The 20,822-nt window shown below is 56.4% G+C and carries 17 protein-coding genes; 3 read left to right on the top strand and 14 right to left on the bottom strand.

Annotated features, from left to right (window positions below; genetic code table 11):
- Positions 1–119 precede the first annotated feature (119 nt).
- Entirely contained in the window at positions 120–776 is a 657-nt protein-coding gene (locus GVJ63_RS00335; RefSeq protein ID WP_022625965.1) for an HAD family phosphatase, read from the top strand.
- 208 nt (positions 777–984) lie between these two features.
- Here the strand turns inward: GVJ63_RS00335 and GVJ63_RS00330 are convergent, their stop codons facing one another.
- The 9 genes from GVJ63_RS00330 to GVJ63_RS00290 form a co-directional block, all read right to left on the bottom strand.
- On the bottom strand, positions 985–2,121 hold the full coding sequence (locus GVJ63_RS00330) for a PQQ-dependent sugar dehydrogenase (RefSeq protein ID WP_010254401.1): 1,137 nt from the start codon (positions 2,119–2,121) through the stop codon (positions 985–987).
- Between the two features lie 115 nt (positions 2,122–2,236).
- Positions 2,237–2,896 carry a DUF3313 domain-containing protein gene (locus tag GVJ63_RS00325; RefSeq protein WP_050679483.1) on the bottom strand — a complete coding sequence of 220 codons (660 nt, stop codon included), beginning with the start codon at positions 2,894–2,896 and terminating at the stop codon, positions 2,237–2,239.
- 141 nt (positions 2,897–3,037) lie between these two features.
- On the bottom strand, positions 3,038–3,673 hold the full coding sequence (locus GVJ63_RS00320; protein ID WP_010254395.1) for a carbonic anhydrase: 636 nt from the start codon (positions 3,671–3,673) through the stop codon (positions 3,038–3,040).
- A 516-nt stretch (positions 3,674–4,189) separates the two neighbouring features.
- Positions 4,190–4,639: a DUF4385 domain-containing protein gene (locus GVJ63_RS00315; protein WP_010254385.1), complete on the bottom strand. Its 450-nt coding sequence runs from the start codon at positions 4,637–4,639 to the stop codon at positions 4,190–4,192.
- Positions 4,636–5,541, bottom strand: coding sequence for a glutathione ABC transporter permease GsiD (gene gsiD / locus GVJ63_RS00310; RefSeq protein WP_010254377.1), 906 nt, complete (start codon positions 5,539–5,541; stop codon positions 4,636–4,638). The genes GVJ63_RS00315 and gsiD overlap by 4 nt, the downstream gene beginning before the upstream one ends.
- Entirely contained in the window at positions 5,538–6,467 is a 930-nt protein-coding gene (gsiC, locus tag GVJ63_RS00305; protein ID WP_010254376.1) for a glutathione ABC transporter permease GsiC, read from the bottom strand. The genes gsiD and gsiC overlap by 4 nt, the downstream gene beginning before the upstream one ends.
- A 46-nt stretch (positions 6,468–6,513) precedes the next feature.
- Complete coding sequence (gsiB, locus tag GVJ63_RS00300) at positions 6,514–8,049, bottom strand: glutathione ABC transporter substrate-binding protein GsiB (RefSeq protein ID WP_010669736.1); 1,536 nt, start codon at positions 8,047–8,049, stop codon at positions 6,514–6,516.
- Between the two features lie 54 nt (positions 8,050–8,103).
- Positions 8,104–9,960, bottom strand: coding sequence for a dipeptide ABC transporter ATP-binding protein (locus tag GVJ63_RS00295; protein WP_010254373.1), 1,857 nt, complete (start codon positions 9,958–9,960; stop codon positions 8,104–8,106).
- A gap of 9 nt (positions 9,961–9,969) precedes the next feature.
- Positions 9,970–10,929: an isoaspartyl peptidase/L-asparaginase family protein gene (locus GVJ63_RS00290; protein ID WP_159226262.1), complete on the bottom strand. Its 960-nt coding sequence runs from the start codon at positions 10,927–10,929 to the stop codon at positions 9,970–9,972.
- Positions 10,930–11,185: 256 nt separating this feature from the next.
- Between GVJ63_RS00290 and moeA the strand changes: the two genes are divergently transcribed.
- On the top strand, positions 11,186–12,421 hold the full coding sequence (moeA, locus tag GVJ63_RS00285; protein ID WP_062758085.1) for a molybdopterin molybdotransferase MoeA: 1,236 nt from the start codon (positions 11,186–11,188) through the stop codon (positions 12,419–12,421).
- Positions 12,422–13,180 (top strand): molybdopterin-synthase adenylyltransferase MoeB, encoded by a 759-nt coding sequence (gene moeB, locus GVJ63_RS00280; protein ID WP_159226261.1) that lies wholly within the window; start codon positions 12,422–12,424, stop codon positions 13,178–13,180.
- Positions 13,181–13,482: 302 nt separating this feature from the next.
- Here moeB and GVJ63_RS00275 read toward each other — a convergent pair whose 3' ends face one another.
- The 5 genes from GVJ63_RS00275 to GVJ63_RS00255 all read right to left on the bottom strand — a co-directional run bounded on the left by GVJ63_RS00275 (position 13,483) and on the right by GVJ63_RS00255 (position 20,762).
- On the bottom strand, positions 13,483–15,075 hold the full coding sequence (locus tag GVJ63_RS00275) for an ABC-F family ATPase (RefSeq protein ID WP_010254366.1): 1,593 nt from the start codon (positions 15,073–15,075) through the stop codon (positions 13,483–13,485).
- A 178-nt stretch (positions 15,076–15,253) separates the two neighbouring features.
- Positions 15,254–15,655, bottom strand: a complete 402-nt coding sequence (locus tag GVJ63_RS00270; protein ID WP_003850507.1) for an H-NS family nucleoid-associated regulatory protein — start codon at positions 15,653–15,655, stop codon at positions 15,254–15,256.
- Between the two features lie 865 nt (positions 15,656–16,520).
- The gene (locus GVJ63_RS00265) at positions 16,521–18,050 is read right to left on the bottom strand and encodes an efflux transporter outer membrane subunit (RefSeq protein WP_159226260.1); all 1,530 of its coding nucleotides are present in this window, start codon (positions 18,048–18,050) and stop codon (positions 16,521–16,523) included.
- Between the two features lies 1 nt (position 18,051).
- Positions 18,052–19,620, bottom strand: a complete 1,569-nt coding sequence (locus tag GVJ63_RS00260; protein ID WP_010254360.1) for a DHA2 family efflux MFS transporter permease subunit — start codon at positions 19,618–19,620, stop codon at positions 18,052–18,054.
- Entirely contained in the window at positions 19,617–20,762 is a 1,146-nt protein-coding gene (locus GVJ63_RS00255; protein WP_010254357.1) for an HlyD family secretion protein, read from the bottom strand. The genes GVJ63_RS00260 and GVJ63_RS00255 overlap by 4 nt, the downstream gene beginning before the upstream one ends.
- Between the last annotated feature and the right edge of the window lie 60 nt (positions 20,763–20,822).

Raw genomic sequence — 20,822 nt, 5'->3', positions numbered from 1 at the left:
CCGCTTTTCCCCGATTCTGTCGCTATCAAAACTGCGTGAAATTCCGATTTTTCGCAGAAGAGTTAAGCCCGTCACAAATATCAGTTAACCTGAACGCCAGTCAGCCGAGGAGACCGACCATGGACTTAGCCCTTTTTGATCTGGATGAAACACTCATTTGTGAAGACAGCACCAGCCTGTGGCTGCGCTGGCTGGTATCACAGGGATTCGCCCCCAGTGAACTGATTGATCAGGAACAGGCATTAATGAGCCAGTACTATGCCGGTACGCTGTCGATTGAAGAGTATATGAATAAAACACTCTCCCCTCTGGCGGGCATGGCCACGCTTACCGTTGAAGGCTGGGTGCGCCGCTTCATTCACCGCGACATCATGCCACGCGTTTATCCTGCAGCCCGCGAGCGGATTGAGTGGCACCGGGCGCGTGGCGACAAGGTCATGATCATCTCCGCCAGCGGCGAGCATCTGGTGGTGCCGATTGCAGAAAAGCTGGGAGCCTGCGGCGCGCTGGCGATTGGCGTTGAAATCGTGGACGAACGCTACAGCGGCAACACTTACGGCACCATGACCTATAAAGAGGGCAAAGTCACGCGACTGGGTGACTGGAAAGCGCTGCAGCAGGACGAGGCCTTTGACCGCACCTGGGCCTACAGCGATTCGATGAACGACCTGCCGCTACTGGAACAGGCCGATCATGCCCATGTCATCAACCCTGACGAACAGTTACACAAGGAAGCGTTAAACCGCGGCTGGCAGGTTTATCACTGGGCGCGCTGACTCCGAGCTTATTCCATAAGGCGTAACTGTTGCTGGCAGCCTGGACACGGACAGCGCGGAACAATCCGTAGTACACGTAGTCCGTGAGGATTACTCGCTGCGCTCGCCCCTTCAGGGCCGCCCTGACGGGCGTTCAGGTTGTTAAAGCAGCCTGTGTGAGCACTGCCCAGGCCCAGACTGACCAATAAAATAGCCCGGGGACAGGCTCTTAGCCGCGGGACGCACCAGCGTCCTGCGCTAATCCCACTTTCAGCAGCTTGCCATTGGCCTCGTCGGTCAGCACATAGAGCCAGCCATCCGGCCCCTGACGCACATCACGAATGCGCGCCTTCTGATCGTCCAGCAGACGCTGCTCTTCCACCACTTTCTCGCCGTTGATACTCAGACGAATCAGGTTTTTCTCTTTCAGAGCGCCGATAAACAGCGAGTTTTTCCACTGCGGAAAACGGGCGCTATTGTAGAACGCCATGCCGCTGATGGCCGGAGAATCCTTCCAGTGATAAAGCGGCGGTTCGGTACCCGCAACCTGTGTGCCTTGTGACTCCGGCACTTTGTCACCGCTATAGTCGATGCCGTAGGTTGCCAGCGGCCAGCCGTAATTCTTGCCCCGCTCCATGATATTCACTTCATCGCCGCCGCGCGGGCCATGTTCATTTTCCCATATCTTGCCGGTCCAGGGGTTAAGCGCCAGCCCCTGCGGATTACGCAAACCATAGGCCCAGATCTCTGGCCGTGCGCCGCGCTGTTTCGCAAACGGGTTATCGTCCGGCACGCTGCCATCGGCGTTGAGCCGCAGCAGTTTGCCCTGCAGCTTATCGAGATCCTGCGCAGCGCTGCTGGCAAAGTTATCGCCGAAGGCGATCCAGAGATAGCCCTGGGTATCAAACGCCAGCCGGGTACCGATGTTGTTGCCGCTGGAGAGCATCGGCGTCTGCCGAATCACCTCGCGGAAATCGCTGAGTTGCCGGTTATCCTTGCTCAGCGTGCCCACGCCTACCACCGCGCCCGCTTTGCCACTGCTGTTCGCTTCGGTATAGCTAAGCCAGACGCGACGACTGGTGGCAAAATCGGGTGCCAGCACCACGTCCAGCAGGCCACTCTGCCGTTCTGCCCAGACCTTTGGCACGCCCTGGATCGGCTGCGACAGGCCGCTCTCCGGGCTCCAGCTGCGCAGTTGTCCGCTACGTTCGGTAATCAGCAGCGTTTTGTTATCGGGCAGGAAGGCGACGGACCATGGATGTTGTAACTTATCCTGTAATACCTCGACCTTTACGTCGGCGGCAAACAGGGGGGCGGTACAGAACAGGGAGCCACTTAGCAACAAAGCAGTTGAGAAACGGGCCATAACGATCTCCTGACGGGATAGAATGCCCTTAAGCGTAGTCAGCCCCTCTGCAATGATGTTGAGGATTTACAAAAGATTAATCAGGGCGACAGCGCTCTGCTGTCGCCCGTCAGAGTCAGGGCGCGTTAAAACTTACCGTGTCACGCACCATCGTATCGATACCAGGCTTCAGCTCGTCAAAGGTGATCGGCGTATTGCTGTTACTGACCGTTTTGCCAAAGGCTTTGCGAACCACCCGGATCATCGGTTTGCCCGTCACCGCATCGCTGGCTTCTATCTCCAGAAACAGTTCGCTGTTCTGAGTACGATGCCCTGACGCCGCCATGGTGCTGGCAACGACCGCGGCAACCGGTACCACTTCATAAAACTGCACGCCCTGATTTTCTGCTGACACGGCGGTAATGGCGGCCCTTACCTTCAGGGTATGCGGCGTAGCCTGATTCACCAGCGGCAGGCGGGTGGCTATCGCGCCTTTTAGCTGGATCTCGGTGTAACTGAGCACCTGATCCAGCGTTTGCTGAGTGACGCGTGGCGTGGGGTGCGCCGCCGGGTAGTAGACCAGCGATGTATAAAGCACATCTTTATAATGGCTGCTTTGATAGTCGGGTGATATCCAGCGCAGAGTCGGTTCACCACTGGCTGACGACGTCGGTTGCAACTGGCTGTAATCGCTTAAAAAACCTGAATATTGCTGCTTATCAGCAACATGAGAAGTACAACCACTGAGCAGCACGGCAGAGACCGCCAGAAGAGCAGCAACGGAAGTTTTACGCATCATCAACTCGCTTGTATCAGGAAGGTTTAAGCAAGCATAGATAAGCCAGAGGGGAAATGCAGAATAACAGAGGCGATTTAACGCTGTTATGCAGAATAAATAGCAGGAAAACCCGCTGCAGAGCACAGCGGGCGAAAAAGATTACTCAAAGCAGGTATCAGGATTCTCAGACAGGGTGATGAACTGTTTGCCACCCTGGGTCAGCGCCATAATGGTGCCGCTTTCGATATCGTAAACCCAGCCGTGCAGACGCAGCTTACCGTTACGCAGCGCGACGGAGACGGAAGGATGGGTTTTCATGTTGTTCAGCTGGGCGATGACGTTCTCTTTGACCATCTCGTTCAGCTTCTTCTCTGGCGAGTCATACTCACGCTGCTCAACCACCGCTTTTGCCGCATCGGCATAGCGCAGCCAGTGCTCAACCGCAGGCATGGTATCCATGCAGGCGCAGGAGGCGATGGCGTTCATGGCACCACAGTTAGAGTGACCACAGATGATGATGTCGGAGACGCCCAGCGCGACCACCGCATATTCGATAGTGGCGGAGACACCGCCTGGCTCCGGGCCGAATGAGGGAACAATGTTGCCCGCATTGCGGATAACGAACAGCTCTCCTGGCTCCTGCTGCGTCACCAGTTCAGGCACCAGACGACTGTCTGAACAGGAGATGAACAGCGCTTTCGGATTTTGATTTGATGCCAGGCTTTTGAAAAGATCCTTCCTTTCAGGAAACACATTCTGCTGGAAATTCAGAAATCCGTTGATGATCTCTTTCATTATTTAGCTCTCACATTATCCATTTCATTACCTGAGGGGCATAGCCCCCTCAGTGGGGTTTGCCCGTTTATTATTAATGAAAACAAGTGAATATCAACCCGCCTTTTACCGGATGCTCTAAACAGCGGCCACTGTCAGCGTTTCGCTTGTTCATCAGTCAGAGGCTCCGCAGCCAATTTCTTTTTATAGCACGGGAAGTTATTGGAAAAAGCACGGTTTGAACCGCCCGTTTTTTTGCCTGTGCTGTGGATCAGCTTTTACGCGTTTTTTCACTACTTTACGCCCCCGGCTCGCCAGCAGAAAAGGTTTCTCTTCTGCTGCCGTCTGACCTTATCTGGCAAGCGTGGCGGGCTACGGCGTTTTAGGGCGTGGCGAAACGGCTGCGCATCTGGCAGCACGGGCGCTGCAGCAGAACCGTTGCAGGCAAGAAATGAGGGATAGGATTGAGCAGGACGGGGTCATTAAAACAACCCCGGCAGCAGGAGGTAACAGCTGCCGGGAGAGCAGGATTAACGCTTAGCCATACTGCTGCTGATGCGCTTTTTTACGTCGCAGATAGTCTTCATCTGCACGAAGTTTGTCCCAGTAGCCTTTGAAAACAGCCGCCGCCGCGGCTTTTTCCTCGTTGACGCCGCGCGGCAGCTCCTTGCCATCTGCGTCATACTTACGTCCGCCCTTGTGGTTGCTGTAACGGCGCGCACGGGTATACCCCATCTGAATAAATTTGCGCGCCATATCCATGCCGACAAAATCATCTTTGCGCCGATACTCCTCAAACAGCGCCATGATTTTCTCAGCCGACTCTTCAGCAATGGGAACGGTACGAAAACGCCAGTGTGGCAGTATTTCGCCTTTATAAGGCTCGACCATCAGCACGCCCTGCTCACCACGCCCGACCTGATAAAGCTCGGGGTGCTGGCGGAAGTCGATAGTGCTGAAGTCCTGATCATAATCGAAAGGTTTCATCTCTTTAGTTTAGGATCAAGTGCGTCGCGCAGCCCGTCTCCGAGTAAATTAAATGCCAGAACGGTGAGGAAGATGGCCAGGCTGGGGAAAATTGCCACGTGAGGCGCGATAACCATGTCGGCCCGCGCCTCATTCAGCATTGCACCCCACTCCGGCGTAGGCGGTTGTGCGCCCAGCCCCAGAAATGACAGGCTGGCCGCGGTAATGATTGAGGTACCGACCCGCATGGTGAAATAGACCACAATCGGCGATACCGTGCCGGGCAGGATATGCCGCATCAGGATAGTCCAGTCAGAAGCGCCGATGCTGCGTGCCGACTCAATATAGGTCTGATGCTTCAGCACCAGCGTATTGCCGCGAACCAGCCGGGCAAACGCCGGGATACTGAAGATTGCGACCGCCACAATCACATTACTCATGCCGCTGCCCATAATCGCCACCACCGCAATCGCCAGCAGAATGCCGGGAAAGGCAAACAGCACATCGCAGATACGCATGGTGATGCGGTCCCACCAGCCTTCGTAATAGCCGGCTAACAGACCAAAGAATGTGCCGATCAGCGCGCCGATCACTACCGAAAAGAAGCCTGCAATCAGGGAAATCCGCGTGCCGACCAGCACCCGACTGAAAATGTCACGCCCCAGCGAATCGACGCCAAACAGATGCATCAGCGAGGGGCCGTCATTGAGCCGGTCATAATCGAAGTAGTTCTCTGCGTCGAACGGCGCAATCCATGGGGCGATAACCGCCAGCACAATCAGTACCAGCACAAACAGCCCGGCCAGCAGCGCCACCGGCTGCCCTCTGAAACGCCGCCAGAATTCACGCCACGGCGTTCGCACCCGATTCTCCGCAATCAGCGGCATCGTTTTCAGTGCCGCTTCGCGTCGCCAGTTTTTCATCGCGACTCCTTAAAGCGAATAGCGGGATTAATCACCGCATAGAGCATGTCGACAAACAGATTGATCAGAATAAACTCCAGTGAAAACAGCAAAACTTCCGCCTGAATAACCGGGTAGTCGCGCATCGCCACGGAATCGACCAGCAGTCGCCCCAGGCCCGGCCAGTTAAACACCACCTCGACCACGATCGATCCGCCCAGCAGGAAACCAAACTGCAGCCCCATCATCGTTACCACCGGGATCATGGCGTTGCGCAGGCCATGCTTGACCACCACCAGCGACTCGCGCACCCCTTTGGCCCGGGCGGTCCGCATATAATCTTCCTGCATCACCTCCACGAACGAGGCACGGGTAAAGCGCGCCATCACCGCCGCCACCGCCGCACCCAGGGTGATGGAGGGCAGAATGTAATGTTTCCAGCTCTCTGCACCGACGGTTGGCAGCCATCCCAGCTCCACCGAGAAGACCTGCATCAGCAGCATGCCCAGCGCAAAGGCGGGAAACGAAATGCCCGACACCGCCAGCGTCATCCCCAGTCTATCGGGCCAGCGATTGCGCCAGACAGCGGAAACGATGCCGATTGCCATGCCAAAAATCACTGCCCAGATCATGCTGACCAGTGTCAGCCACAAAGTTGGCATAAAGCGTGAGGCGATCTCCTCCGCGACCGGCCGCTTCGAGACCATCGACTGGCCGAAATCGCCCTGCAGCGCATTCAGCATAAAGTGCCAGAACTGCTGCGGCAGCGGCAGGTCGAGTCCCAGCTCCTGACGCACCAGCGCCACCACCGAGGCATCGGCTTCCGGCCCGGCGATCAGACGCGCCGGGTCGCCCGGCAGCAGGTGAACAAACAGGAACACCAGCACCGCCACAATCAGCAGCGTGGGGATCAGCCCAAAGAGTCGTTTGAGAAAATAGTTAAACATGCAACATCCTGCAGCTGCGGCCAGCCTCGCGGGCTGGCCGGCTCCGTTACTTCAGAGTTGCCTCATCAAAATTGAATGAGGTATCGGGCATTACATAAAAACCGCTGAGGTTTTTGCTGTTGGCAGAAACCAGCTGCTCAACCACCAGTGGGATCCATGGGTGATCCTGCCAGATGGTATCCTGCGCATCTTTGTAGAGACGCGCTTTCTCGGCACGATCGGTGGTTTTCAGCGCATCAGCCAGATCTTTATCGACCTTAGGATTGCTGTAAAACGCGGTATTGAAGATCGCCGGTGGCCAGGCCGTAGTAGCAAACAGTGGCGTCAGTGCCCAGTCCGCTTCGCCGGTGGAGGCAGACCAGCCGGTATAGAACATGCGCACGCCGCTCTCTTTCTGGCCCTTGCCTTCTACTTCTGCGGCACGCTGACCCGCATCCATCGCCGTAACTTTAACTTTCACGCCAACCTGCGCCAGCTGCTGCTGGGTGAACTGCAACACTTTCTGCGCGGTGCTGTGGTTGTGTGACGACCAGAGCGTGGTTTCAAACCCGTTCGGGTAACCCGCCTCTTTCAGCAGGGCTTTCGCTTTGGCCGGATCGTAGCTGATGGCCGGATAGGTCTGAGCGAAGTCGATGGTGGGCGGCACGATGCCGGTAGCAGGCGTGGCGTAACCGGAGAACGCCACTTTCGCCAGCGCCTGACGGTTGATGGCATACTCCAGCGCTTCACGTACCTTTGGATTGTCGAACGGCTTCTGAGTGACATTAAGGCTGATGTAACGCTGCATAATCGATGGCGTGGTTACCACAGCAAGCTTGCTGTTCTTCTCCAGCAGTTTTGCCTGCTCATAGGGCACCGGGAAAGCAAAGTTCGCTTCGCCGGTCTGCAGCATCGCCGCGCGGGTGTTGTTATCCACCACCGGTCGCCAGGTAATGCTGTCCAGCTTCGGATAGCCCGGCTTCCAGTAGCCGTCCCACTTCTTCACCTTCACAAAATCGGTCTGGTTCCAGGTTTCAAACACAAACGGGCCGGTTCCTACCGGATGGAAACCGATCTCTTTGCCATATTTTTTCAGCGCGGTAGGCGAAATCATCGCCGCCGCCGGATGGGCCAGAATGTTGATAAAGGCGGAGAACGGCTCTTTCAGCGTTACTTTTACCGTAGTTGGATCCACCACTTCGGTGCTGGCGATATGTTTAAACAGGTTGTAGCGCTTGAGATGGTTATCCGGATTGCTGGCGCGATCGAGGTTGACCTTTACCGCTTCCGCATTGAAGTCAGTGCCATCCTGGAATTTAACTCCGGAACGCAGCTTAATGGTATAGGTCAGGCCGTCGGCGCTGGCCTGATAGCTCTCAGCCAGCACGTTGGTGAGCTTCATCTCTTTATCAAAGCCAAACAGGCCCTGATAGAAGGATTTCGCGACCGCCTGCGACAGCGTGTCGTTGGCGTCATAGGGATCGAGAGTGGTGAAGTTGGACGCGACGGCAATCACCGCATCCTGTGCTGCCCAGGCGGGCAATGCCATTGCGCTGCTTAACACGCCAGCCGCCAGTAACCCTTTACGCATCGTAATCTGCATCTTGTTCTCCTGTAATCCCTGTCGGGTTGGTCGCCGGGGCGACATCGTCACTGTTCAGGTCGCACTGATAACGTGGCGGGCGACGAAATGGCCCGGAGCCACCTCCATCAGCGGCGCCACTTCAGGTTCATCCCCTAACGCATGAATCGGGCTGGGGATCTCATCGACCAGTAAGGCTCGTTCGCGACGCCGGTGAGCCGGATCGGCTACCGGCACCGCTGCCATGAGTTTTCGGGTGTAAGGGTGCTGAGGCTGCTCAAACACCGCCTGACGCGGCCCCATCTCGACAATCTGACCGAGATACATCACCGCCACGCGGTGGCTGATACGCTCCACCACCGCCATATCGTGAGAAATAAACAGGAAGGCGATGCCAAACTCGCGCTGCAGGTCGAGCATCAGATTAATTATCTGCGCCTGAATTGACACATCCAGCGCCGAGACGGACTCATCGGCGATCACCACTTTGGGATTCAGCGCCAGCGCGCGGGCTATACAGATGCGCTGACGCTGGCCGCCGGAAAATTCATGGGGATAGCGCTGAGCATGTTCCGGCAGCAGACCCACTTTATCCAGCAGCCAGGCGACGCGCTGCTCCGCCTCACGACGCGGCATCGCCTTGTGAACCAGCAGCGGCTCCATAATGGAGAAGCCAACCGTCAGCCGGGGATCGAGCGAGGCGTAGGGATCCTGAAAGATAAACTGAATGTCGCGTCGCAGATGGGCCAGCGCGGCACCTGACAAATGGTCTATTCGCTGTCCGTCAAAGGTCAGGGTGCCACCCTGACTGGCAACCAGCTTCAGCAGCGATCGCCCGGTGGTCGATTTACCACAGCCAGACTCGCCCACCAGCGCCAGTGTCTCACCGGCATAGAGATCAAAACTGACTTTTTCGACGGCATGCACCCGGCTTTTGACGCGGTTCAGCAGGCCGCCGCGAATATCAAAGCGGGTGACCAGATCGCGCACCTGCAAAATGGGTGGCTGCAGGCGGCGAACCGTATCCTGCGGCACGTCATCAACGGCATCGCTGTGCAGCAACGGAAATTTAGCTGGCAGGGGCTGGCCCTGCATCGAACCGAGCTTTGGCACCGCCGCCAGCAGCGCCTGGGTATAGGGCTGCTGCGGGGCGCTGAACAGCCTGGCTACCGGGGCATTTTCTACTACTTCGCCGCGATACATCACCTGAACCCGATCGGCCATTTCGGCGACCACGCCCATATCGTGAGTGATAAAAATCACCCCCATCTGCATCTCTTTTTGCAGCACGCGGATGAGTTGCAGAATCTGCGCCTGAATGGTGACGTCGAGCGCTGTGGTCGGCTCATCGGCAATCAGCAGAGCCGGTTTGCAGCAGAGCGCCATAGCGATCATCACGCGCTGACGCATCCCGCCCGACAGCTGATGCGGGAAGCGGGATAATACATTTTGCGCATCCGGGATTCGTACCAGATCCAGCATCCGGCGCGCCTCGGCCAGCGCGCCGGCGTGGCTCAGGCCCTGATGAAGACGGATGGATTCCGCGATCTGCTCGCCCACGGAGAAGACCGGATTCAGTGAGGTCATCGGCTCCTGAAAGATCATCGCCATATCCGCACCGCGCACCCGCCGCATCTGACCTTTTGAGGCGCGCATCAGATCCAGCACGTCGCCGTTGCGACGCCGCAACAGCACCTCGCCGCTGACCCTCCCGCCAGCCTGCTCAATCAGCCGCATCAGCGCCAGCGAGGTCACTGATTTCCCCGAGCCTGACTCCCCCACCAGCGCCAGCGTTTCGCCGCGAAACAGATCGAGTGACAAATGACGCACCGCGTCAGTGACGGTGGTTTCGTGCTGAAAACGCACATTGAGATCGCGCACCGCCAGGACCTGCTCAGGGGCCAGCGGCGGTAACGTTTGCCTGTCGCTCATCTCTGCTCCTTAACTTTCGCGATAGATAGCGACGTCTGCCACTTCGCCAACCCGCGCCACACCGCGATACATCCCTTCGCTGTTGAACGGCAGCGCTACGTTGCCTGCGCGGTCGACGGCAATCAGCCCCCCGCTGCCGCCCAGCTCCAGCACACTGTCATGAATAACATTAACCGTGGCCTGCTGCAGTGAGCGCCCGGCATAGCGCATCTGCGCTGCCACATCGTAGGCCGCCAGCGTCCGCATAAAGACTTCTCCGGTGCCGGTACAGGAGACCGCCACGCTGTCGTTGCTGGCGTAGCAGCCTGCGCCCGGCAGCGGCGAGTCGCCGACCCGCCCGGCCTGCTTGTTGGTCATACCGCCCGTTGACGTGGCGGCCGCGAGGTTGCCCTCAAGATCCAGCGCGACGGCCCGCACCGTACCAAACTTACGGTCCGGGTCGAGCGGGTCATCGCTGTGCGCGGCACCATCATGGTCCAGCACTGCCGTATCGCTGTTCAGCGCGCGCTGCAACTGCTCCCAGCGTTCCGGGGTCGAGAAGTAATCAGGCGTGACCGTTTCCAGCCCGTGCGCCTCAGCAAACTGCTCTGCGCCCTCGCCGATAAACAGGACATGCTCGCTATGTTCCAGCACGGCACGTGCCGCCAGCACCGGATTCCGTACCCGCGTTACGCCCGCGACCGCCCCTGCACCCAGGGTGCGGCCATCCATGATGCAGGCATCGAGTTCATGGGTGCCCTGATGGGTGAAGACCGCACCTTTACCGGCGTTAAACAGCGGGCACTCTTCCAGCAGCCGCACCGCTTCGGTCACCGCATCGAGTGCGCTGCCGCCCTGAGCCAGTATCTGCTGGCCCTGAGTGACAATATCGTGTAGCGCCTGACGATAGAGTTGCTCTTTTTCGGCGCTCATTGCTGAGCGCGTAATGGCACCGGCGCCTCCATGAATGGCGATCACTGCATTGACCATAACGATCTACCCTGTGGTTGCATCAGGACGAAAAACACTGATTTAAAATGGTTTTCACCCATTTTTGGTGATTTTTGACTATAGAAAGCCTGCTAAGTGTTGTAAAGCGGAAACTGTTCCTGTGGTTATAACCTTTTCTTACCGCCATATTTCACTTTGGCCACAACAACAGGCAAGTCAGGCCGACACCGATGTGACTCAGCGGCTAATTCCCACCATAATAGGCAGCATCTGAGATAACCAGGCTGGAATATCCATGGAAAGTTTTACTGCAGGCTTGATCTCCCTTGAGGAGGCACAACAAAAAATGCTGTCACAGCTGACGCCCGTCACCGACTCTCTTAGCGTGCCGCTGGCCGAAGCGGTCGGGCGTATCACCGCCAAAGCGGTGACCTCACCGATTGCCGTGCCGCCATTTGATAACTCTGCGATGGATGGCTACGCCGTCAGGCTGGCAGACGCCAGCAGCGGTCAGCCGCTGCCAGTGGCGGGTAAAGCCTTTGCCGGCGCACCGTTTAACGGTGAGTGGCCGCAGGGCAGCGTGATTCGCATCATGACCGGTGCGCCGGTGCCTGCAGGCTGTGAAGCAGTAGTGATGCAGGAGCAGACCGAAACACAGGGTGATGCGATTGTGATCACCGCGCCGGTCCGTCCCGGACAGAACATTCGTCTCATCGGCGATGATATTCAGCCAGGCACCGTGGTGCTGGAAGCAGGAACGCGGCTGGGCGCGGCGGAGCTGCCACTGCTCGCCTCACTGGGTATCGCGCAGGTCAGCGTGCTGCGAAAACTGCGGGTCGCTATCTTCTCCACCGGTGATGAACTCCAGCCGGTAGGCGAGCCGCTGGCCGAAGGCCAGATCTACGACACCAACCGCTTTGCGGTATCACTGATGCTGCATAAGCTGGGTTGCGAAGTCATCGACCTTGGCATCATCAAAGATGACCCGGCCGCACTGCGTGCTGCTTTCACCGAGGCCGATCGGCAGGCGGATGTCGTGATTACTACCGGCGGCGTCTCGGTGGGCGAAGCGGACTTCACCAAAACGATGCTGGAAGAGCTTGGTGCCATCAGCTTCTGGAAGCTGGCGATCAAGCCTGGCAAGCCATTTGCCTTTGGCCGCCTCAACAGCAGCTGGTTCTGCGGCCTGCCAGGTAATCCGGTCTCCGCCGCCGTGACCTTTTATCAGCTCGTTCAGCCGCTGCTTGCCACCCTCACCGGCCAGCAAAAATCAGCATTGCCGCCACGTCAGAAAGTGCGCTGCGCCTCGCGGCTGAAAAAGTCACCTGGCCGGCTCGATTTCCAGCGCGGTATCCTGCGACAGAACGCACAGGGTGAACTGGAGGTGGAAACCACCGGGATGCAGGGTTCGCACGTCTTCAGCTCCTTCGCCCAGGCAAACTGTTTTATTGTGCTGGAACGGGATCGCGGCAATGTTGAACCGGGCGAATGGGTCGAGGTGGAACCGTTCAACGCCCTGCTGGAGGCGTAAATGCTGCCTGAATTAAGCGATGAGGAGATGCTGCGCTACAACCGGCAGATTGTATTGCGCGGCTTTGATTTCGACGGTCAGGAGCGGCTGAAAGCGAGTCATGCGCTGATCGTCGGGCTGGGCGGACTCGGCTGCGCCGCTGCGCCCTATCTGGCGGCTGCCGGTGTCGGCAGCCTGACGCTGCTCGACTTCGATACCGTATCGCACTCTAACCTGCAACGGCAGATCCTGCATCACGATGCTGATATTGGTCGTGCCAAAGTGGACTCCGCCGCACAAAGCCTGGCCGCCATCAATCCGCACTGCCAGCTGCATCCTGTTAATGGACAGCTGGACGATGCAGCGCTGCTGGCGCTGATCGCCCGGCAGCAGGTAGTGCTGGACTGCACCGACAACGTTGCTGTGCGTGAGCAGCTTAACCGGCTCTGTCGTCAGCAGCGGGTGCCACTGGTCTCCGGCGCCGCGATTCGGATGGAAGGTCAGATCAGCGTATTCAACTGGCAGCCCGGCACACCCTGCTATCGCTGCATCAGCCGCCTGTTTGGGGAACAAACCCTGAGTTGCGTGGAAGCGGGCGTCATGGCTCCGCTGGTTGGCGTGATTGGTGCGATGCAGGCGATGGAAGCGATTAAAGTGCTGACGGCATTTGGCACGCCCGCCACCAGCCGGTTGCTGATGTACGATGCAATGAGCGCGGAGTTCCACAGCATGAAGGTGGCGCAGGATGCGCACTGTGAAGTGTGTGGTGGTAGCGCGTAGCGTCGGCAGGAACGCCTGTGCTTCATGAAGCCCGCACCGTGGTGAAGTTTTTACCTGCTCAGGGAACAAGGTCAGATCGGAAAGTCGCTTAAACCATCCATGGGCGCTCGGCCCGCGCCATCCATGGCGCGGGACGCTTTCCTCCTCTGACCATGTTCCCTGCGCCTTGAGCATATGCGTTGCTGCCAGATAATCCCTGAGCCTGGCATCCTGCCCAACCCACACCATCTAACAAGCTAAAAGCATATAACTCATTCATTGCCACCAAAAAAAACAGGGTGGCCTGCGCCACCCCGTTTCAATCAGACGATACCCTGACTCCGCAGGTAATCTTCGTAATTACCGGTGAAGTCCACCACGCGGTCTGCTTTCAGCTCTATCACGCGGGTTGCCAGCGAGCTGACAAATTCACGGTCGTGTGAAACAAACACCAGCGTGCCTTCATACATCTCCAGCGCCATATTGAGCGATTCAATCGACTCCATATCGAGGTGGTTGGTCGGCTCATCCATAATCAGAATGTTCGGTTTTTCCATCATCAGCTTACCGAACAGCATACGACCCTTCTCTCCACCGGAAAGCACTTTGGCCGGCTTCTTAATATCATCCTGCGAAAACAGCAGGCGACCCAGAATACCGCGAATGGTCTGCTCATCATCGCCAGGCTGTTTCCACTGACTCATCCAGTCAAATACCGTCAGGTCATTGGCAAAATCATCGGCGTGATCCTGAGCGTAATAACCAATACGCGCATTCTCTGACCATTTAACGCTGCCATTATCTGGCGTCAGCTGACCCACCAGCGATTTTAACAGTGTTGATTTACCGATACCGTTGGCACCGATCACCGCCAGCTTCTCACCCACTTCCAGCAGCAGATTTAAATTCTTAAACAGCGGACCGTTATCAAATCCTTTGGTCAAACCTTCCACTTCCAGCGCATTACGGAACAACTTCTTGTCCTGCTCAAAGCGGATAAACGGGTTCTGGCGGCTGGAGGCTTTCACTTCATCCAGTTTAATTTTATCCATCTGCTTAGCGCGTGATGTCGCCTGACGCGATTTAGAGGCGTTGGCGCTAAAACGACTGACGAACGATTGTAAGTCAGCAATCTGCGCTTTTTTCTTGGCGTTATCGGATAACAGACGTTCACGCGCCTGGGTCGCCGCGGTCATATATTCGTCATAATTACCGGAATAAACCCGCAGCTCGCCATAATCCAAATCAGCCATGTGCGTACAGACCATATTAAGGAAGTGACGGTCATGCGAAATGATAATCATGGTGCTGTCACGCTCGTTCAGCACCTGCTCCAGCCAGCGAATAGTATCGATGTCCAGGTTGTTCGTCGGTTCATCGAGTAACAGAATATCAGGATTAGAAAACAGCGCCTGCGCCAGCAGCACACGTAATTTAAAGCCCGGCGCAATTTCGCTCATCGGGCCATAATGCTGCTCAACCGGAATGCCGACGCCGAGTAATAACTCACCGGCACGAGACTCCGCGCTATAGCCGTCCATCTCACCGTAAAGTGCCTCAAGATCGCCGACTTTATACCCCTCTTCTTCGCTCATTTCTGGCAAAGAATAAATACGGTCGCGCTCCTGCTTCACTTCCCATAACTCATGGTGACCCATGATAACGGTGTCCAGTACGCTAAATTGTTCAAAGGCGAACTGATCCTGACGCAACTTACCGATGCGCTCGTTGGGATCGTAAGAAACATTGCCGCCTGAAGGCACCAGATCGCCACCCAAAATCTTCATGAAGGTGGATTTTCCGCTGCCGTTCGCACCGATTAAACCGTAACGATTACCGCCGCCAAATTTAACGGAGATATTTTCGAACAGTGGCTTGCTGCCAAACTGCATGGTGATATTGCTGCTAACTAACACGGCATTGACCTTTGTGAAGAGAATGGATGAAAAAACGGCGGCTATTATGCCAGATGTGACGCAGCGCACGCCAGCGTCAGCCGTGGATTCCTTGCGGGGTGATTGATATCCCGGCAGAAATAAAAAAGCCGGAAGGCCATGATGGCCCCCCGGCTCCCACTTACAAGGATTGTGTCGATCAATCGATCAGGAAACTGTCCAGGCTTTTACCGGAATCCAGCGCTTTTTTAATCGCTGCCGGGGTACGGCCCTGGCCAGTCCAGGATTTCTGCTCACCATTTTCGTCGGTGTAAGAATATTTAGCCGGACGCGGCGCACGCTTGGTACGTTTTTTTCCGCTTTCCAGTGCACCTAATAATTCATTAGGATCGATGCCGTCAGCCAGCAGCATTTCGCGATATTTAGAAAGCTTTTCTTCTTTTTCGCGATTCTGCGTCTCTTCCGCTTCTGCTTCTTCACGGCGCTCAGTAACAACAACAGTTAATTTTTCCAGGATCTCTTCAAGATCGGTCAGTGGCAGTTCACGAGCCTGGGCACGTAATGTGCGAATATTGTTCAGTACCTTAAATGCGTCACTCATCACAATGTCCTTGATTAAGGGGGGTTAATAAAACTGTAGCGCCAAGACTACCTAATTCAAATAAAAAAATAAATTATTTTTACGCTACAGATAATTCCTAAGTATTAATTCGGGCAAAACAGAGCTATTAAAATCGGGCGTGCCTGACCTTTTATTAACGCTGAATTAACAACAAATGGCACTTTTACTCAGGAGTTGAAAACGATTTCAGGCAGATTATCCCGGCATAAGGCAGTTAACGCTATCAACTAAATGCGGGCCATGCAGCCTCATTATTTACGTTTACGGGCCGGAGATAACAGATTAAAAATGTGCCTGCCCGTGACCCCAGTCACACCAGCTTACAGATTATGCTTAAAAAGCCCCCCCCGGCACCGTTAAATAGCGCAAAAGAATTAACGCTCTGGTGGCTTTTTTAATTATGCCCTTTGCCACCTGTTAACCATTTTTGCCGCTGCGATTTATAGCAGAGTCGGATTATTCGCAGATCGCTTAGCTGCGCAATAACAGTTCCGCCCGGCTCAGGCTGACTGAATAGCCTCACGCGCCCCCACTCGTTCAGTCGTAAGTTGCCTTAAAAAAACGTCAAAGAAATAAACTGAGAAAGGTGACAGAGCTCAAAAACCTGAATCCGGAAAGTGCCTGCAACATAAAATTAATCGCTCGCCGGAGGCGCTGATAATAACCCTGCGATTATCACTGTTTTATTTTCTGCTGGCTGCGCCCGTTCCAGTGATGCTGGGAAGCTCTCATTATCAACGGGTTAGACCATGATGAACAACATGGAGAGACAGGCAGCATCGGTTTAACGCTGCCGGAGGAGAGATAAAGCGGTAACTGCACAGAGGCAGCTACCGCCGGATGACTAATTCGCCTGCGTGGCCGGGCCAAATACCGGATATTGCGGCATATCCACGTTCTGGTAAGTCTCCCAGCCGCCGCCCAGTGCTTTATAGAGCGCCACTAAATCGAGTGCACTCTGCATCCGCGCCTGTGTCGCCTGCTCCTCTGCCTGAGCCAGCTGACGCTGCGCATCCAGCACCTCCAGGAAGGTCGAGAGCCCCTGGCGATAACTGTCGCTGGCGAGATCAAACGCGCGCTGAAGCGCACCGGTTGTCTCATCCAGCGCGGTGACCCGCTGCTGATCGGCGCGATAGCTGACCAGCGCATTCTCCACATCCTGCAACGCCGTCAGCACCGTCTGGCGATAATCCAGCGCGGCACTGGCCTGCTGCGCCCGCGCTAACTTCACGCTCGACACCAGCTGTCCGCCCTGGAAAATCGGAATCGATAACGACGGGCCATAACTGTAGAAATGGCTGCTCCAGTTATCCAGATAGCTGACATCGGTGTTGCGCACGCCCAGCTGGCCGGTCAGTGACAGGCTCGGGAAAAGCTGCGCGACAGAAACCCCAATCTCAGCGGTTTGTGCATGCAGCATCGCTTCAGCCTGACGAATATCAGGACGACGACGTGCCAGCGTAGAAGGAATGCCTACCGGGACAAACTGTGGCAGCGGGGGTAACGCTTTTGGCGTACTGAGTTCAGCATCCAGCGCCCCCGGTGTCTTGCCGAGCAGCACCGCTAACCCATTCATCGCCTGCCGTGCCTGCGACTGATACTGCGGCAGCTGCGCCTGCAGCGTGCTGAGCTGGGCACGCGCATTTTCCACATCGGTCAGCGGGGCCAGGCCATTACGCTGCTGGCTTTGGGTCAGCTCGGTCGTCTGCTGCGCCACCTCAATCTGCTGTTGCAGCGTCTGAATCGTGCTCTGCGCGCCGCGCAGCTGCAGCCAGGCACGCGCCACTTCGGCCTCCAGTGAGACCAGCGCATCGTTGCGCTGTTCTATCGCTGCCTGCTGCTGGGCATTGGCTGCCTCAACCTGACGGCGCACTTTGCCCCACAGATCCAGCTCCCAGCTGGCATCGAAGCTGCCCTGATAGAGGGTAACCGGCTGCGTCAATCCATTGAGCTGGCTGGCCACGTTGCTGTCGAGCTGATCGGTTGCGCCATTGGATTTCAGCAAGCCTTCCAGCCCGAGCTGCTGACGCGTCACTTTGGCTGAACCGCCCAGGGTGGGGAACAGGCTGCCCTGCGCCTGCGTCAGCTGTTCACGTGCCCCGGCAATGCGCAGCACCGTCTGCTGCAGGCTCAGGTTGCCCGCAATCGCCCGCTCAATCAGGCTGTCGAGCTGCGGATCATTGAAGCTGCGCCACCAGCGTGAATTAATCGCGGCGTTTTGTGGCTTTGACGCCTCCTGCGAATCCAGGGTGTTGTAGCCACCCGGCACGGCAGGTTTCGGCGCCTGATAGTCAGGTCCGACAGCGCAGCCCGCCAGCCCGAGGGCCAGCAGTAAACTCAGGGGTTTCAGGCGATGAGAGTAAAAAACCTTCATGTTAGTGTGCTCCTGCACTGCCTTCGCTCTTAATCGGCGACAGCAGCCAACAAAATGGAATCAAAATCAGGGCGACAATACTCAGGCCTGAGAAGACATCGATGTAAGCGAGGATACGCGACTGCGCAATCATCTCCTGATAGAGCTGACCGGTTGCCAGCGTGACGGGATCGCCCACCGCCGAGGTAAAGTCGCGTATCGCCTGCGCCCAGTGCTGAAGCGTAATGTTGAACGGCTCATTCAGCGGCGTCATGTTATGCACCATGTGCGCTGACCGCACCTGTTCGCGCTCGGTAATGGCAGCGGTCGAGAGTGAAATCCCAATCGATCCGGCAACGTTACGGAACATGGTAAACAGCGCCGAGGCGTCAGCATTAAGCCGCTGCGGAATGGTGACAAAAGCGATAGTCGTCAGCGGGACAAACAGGAAACCCAGCCCGATTGACTGTGCGCTGCGCATCAACACCAGCGTGGTGAAATCGACGTTGGGCGTTAAGGTGGCGGAGTAGAGAAACGCCACGGCCAGACAGCTAAAGCCAAAGGCAATGATGTAGCGCGTCTGAACGATTGGCATCAGTTTCAGCACCAGCGGTATGGTCAGCACAATCAGCACCGCGCCAGGCGACAACACCAGACCTGACCAGGTGGCGGTGTACCCCAGATCCTGCTGCGCCAGCTGTGGCAGCACTACGGAGCTGCCATACAGAATCATCGCCATCCCCGCCATCAACAGCCCGGCGACCCAGAAGTTGCGGTCTTTCATCACCAGAATATCGACCACTGGCTTACGGGCATACATCAGCCAGTAGATGGCACCGACGATGCCAATCAGCGCCAGAATGGCGAACAGCACGATAAAGTGCGAGGCAAACCAGTCCTCATCCTCTCCGCGATCCAGCATCACCTGCAGACAACCCAGTCCTAAGGTAATCAGGCTGATACCGATATAGTCGATCTTCAGTTTACCTTTGGCCCATTTACGCTCCCACGGTGGATCTTCCAGCAGCTGATAGATCGCCAGCACGGTAAGCACGCCGACCGGAATGTTGATAAAGAACACCCAGCGCCAGCTGTAGTTGTCGGTAATCCAGCCACCTAATGTCGGGCCAATCACCGGCGCGACAATAATGGCAATAGAGGAGAGCCCAAATGCCTTGCCGCGATCTTCCGCCTTGAAGTAGTCCAGCAGCACAGACTGCTGAACCGGCTGCAATCCGCCACCAAAAAAGCCCTGCAGCACGCGGAACAGAATGATTTGCCACAGTTCGGTAGCGATGCCGCACAGGAAGGAGCAGATGGTAAACATCACGATGCAGATCAGGAAAAACTGTTTACGGCCAAACAGTCGGCTGAAGAACGCAGAGATAGGCAGCACAATGCCGTTCGCCACCAGATAAGAGGTCAGCACCCAGGTTGACTCATCGTAACTGGAGGAGAGCGAACCGGCGATATGCGGCAGCGCCACGTTAACAATGGTGGTGTCGAGGATCTCCATAAACACCGCCAGCGTGACCGTGATCGCCACTAACCACGGATTACTGGCGGGTTTCCAGCTCTGCGCCGTACTCATTCCACCGTTACCTTCGGTTCAACAGAGAGACCCAGCGGCAGAGGATGGTTCGGATCAAGGCCCTTGTCGATGACGATTTTCACCGGCACGCGCTGAACGATTTTCACATAGTTACCGGTGGCGTTTTCTGACGGGAAAGTCGAGAAGCGTGAACCAGAGCCCATCTGAATACTATCGACATGCCCTTCCAGCTTCATATCCGGCCAGGCATCAACGCTGATTTCAACTTTGTCGCCAGGATTCATGTGTTGCAGCTGAGACTCTTTGAAGTTTGCGGTGACCCAGATCTCAGGCGAGACCAGTGAAAACAGCGACGATCCCGCCTGCACCAGTGTGCCCAGCTGAACGTTACGCTTGGTGACAAACCCGTCATAGGGCGCGCGAACCTGGGTATAGGAGAGATTAAGATCGGCCGTGCTTAACTGCGCCTTCGCCTGCTCAACCTGTTGCTGACGCGCTTCAACATTGGTCTCCTGCTGGCGAATCTGCAGAGCAACCTGTGACGCCACTTCAACCTGTGCTTTCGCACTTTGTAACTGCGCCTGCGCCGAACGTAACTGCGCGGACGCGCTGTCGATATTACGCTGACTGGTCGCACGCGGATCGACGCCGCGCTGGCGACGATAATCCGCCTGCGCATTAAGCAGATTCGCTTCGGCTTTCGCCTGATCCGCCAGCGCCTGATCGCGCTGTGCCGGATACTGTACCTTTGACAGCGCCAGTTGAGCCTGCGCCTGATGCAGCTGTGCGACAGCTAAACCGAGCTGCGCATTAGCCTGCTCACGCTGGGCACGATTGTCGCTGGGATCGATCTCCACCAGCAGATCGCCCTTCTTCACCCGCTGGTTATCTTTCACCAGCAACTTCACGACATAGCCGGAGGCTTTAGGCGCAATGGTAACGGCATCGCCTTCGGTAAAGGCGTCGTCGGTGGTTTCAATATTGCGGGTAGTGAACCAGAACCAGAAGCCGACAATCAGCATAATCACCACCACTACCGCCAGAATAATCAGCGGCTTTTTACCGGGGCGTTTACGCTCAGGCTGCTGGTCGTTGTCCTGATTTTCCTCTGACTGACGGTTTTTATCCGTCGCATTCTCTGCGTCCTGCTGGTGTGGATCGCGTTGGTTATTCTCGCTCATAGTTCCCATCACTGGCTAAGGCCCTAATTCCCGGGCATAAAGGTCCTGTTAACCTTATAT

The sequence above is a fragment of the Pantoea sp. 18059 genome, assembly GCF_902706165.1.
Classification (GTDB): Bacteria; Pseudomonadota; Gammaproteobacteria; order Enterobacterales; family Enterobacteriaceae; genus Pantoea; species Pantoea agglomerans.
This window is presented reverse-complemented; position numbering and strand designations above follow the sequence as displayed.

What these genes read in the sequence shown, in the direction of transcription:
- GVJ63_RS00270 (WP_003850507.1), bottom strand. Translation starts at nt 15,655, where the DNA reads ATGAGTGACGCATTTAAGGTACTGAACAATATTCGCACATTACGTGCC.
- moeB (WP_159226261.1), top strand. Translation starts at nt 12,422, where the DNA reads ATGCTGCCTGAATTAAGCGATGAGGAGATGCTGCGCTACAACCGGCAG.
- moeA (WP_062758085.1), top strand. Translation starts at nt 11,186, where the DNA reads ATGGAAAGTTTTACTGCAGGCTTGATCTCCCTTGAGGAGGCACAACAA.
- gsiC (WP_010254376.1), bottom strand. Translation starts at nt 6,467, where the DNA reads ATGTTTAACTATTTTCTCAAACGACTCTTTGGGCTGATCCCCACGCTG.
- gsiB (WP_010669736.1), bottom strand. Translation starts at nt 8,049, where the DNA reads ATGCAGATTACGATGCGTAAAGGGTTACTGGCGGCTGGCGTGTTAAGC.
- GVJ63_RS00260 (WP_010254360.1), bottom strand. Translation starts at nt 19,620, where the DNA reads ATGAGTACGGCGCAGAGCTGGAAACCCGCCAGTAATCCGTGGTTAGTG.
- GVJ63_RS00295 (WP_010254373.1), bottom strand. Translation starts at nt 9,960, where the DNA reads ATGAGCGACAGGCAAACGTTACCGCCGCTGGCCCCTGAGCAGGTCCTG.
- GVJ63_RS00320 (WP_010254395.1), bottom strand. Translation starts at nt 3,673, where the DNA reads ATGAAAGAGATCATCAACGGATTTCTGAATTTCCAGCAGAATGTGTTT.
- GVJ63_RS00265 (WP_159226260.1), bottom strand. Translation starts at nt 18,050, where the DNA reads ATGAAGGTTTTTTACTCTCATCGCCTGAAACCCCTGAGTTTACTGCTG.
- GVJ63_RS00315 (WP_010254385.1), bottom strand. Translation starts at nt 4,639, where the DNA reads ATGAAACCTTTCGATTATGATCAGGACTTCAGCACTATCGACTTCCGC.
- GVJ63_RS00290 (WP_159226262.1), bottom strand. Translation starts at nt 10,929, where the DNA reads ATGGTCAATGCAGTGATCGCCATTCATGGAGGCGCCGGTGCCATTACG.
- GVJ63_RS00325 (WP_050679483.1), bottom strand. Translation starts at nt 2,896, where the DNA reads ATGCGTAAAACTTCCGTTGCTGCTCTTCTGGCGGTCTCTGCCGTGCTG.
- GVJ63_RS00335 (WP_022625965.1), top strand. Translation starts at nt 120, where the DNA reads ATGGACTTAGCCCTTTTTGATCTGGATGAAACACTCATTTGTGAAGAC.
- GVJ63_RS00330 (WP_010254401.1), bottom strand. Translation starts at nt 2,121, where the DNA reads ATGGCCCGTTTCTCAACTGCTTTGTTGCTAAGTGGCTCCCTGTTCTGT.
- gsiD (WP_010254377.1), bottom strand. Translation starts at nt 5,541, where the DNA reads ATGAAAAACTGGCGACGCGAAGCGGCACTGAAAACGATGCCGCTGATT.
- GVJ63_RS00255 (WP_010254357.1), bottom strand. Translation starts at nt 20,762, where the DNA reads ATGAGCGAGAATAACCAACGCGATCCACACCAGCAGGACGCAGAGAAT.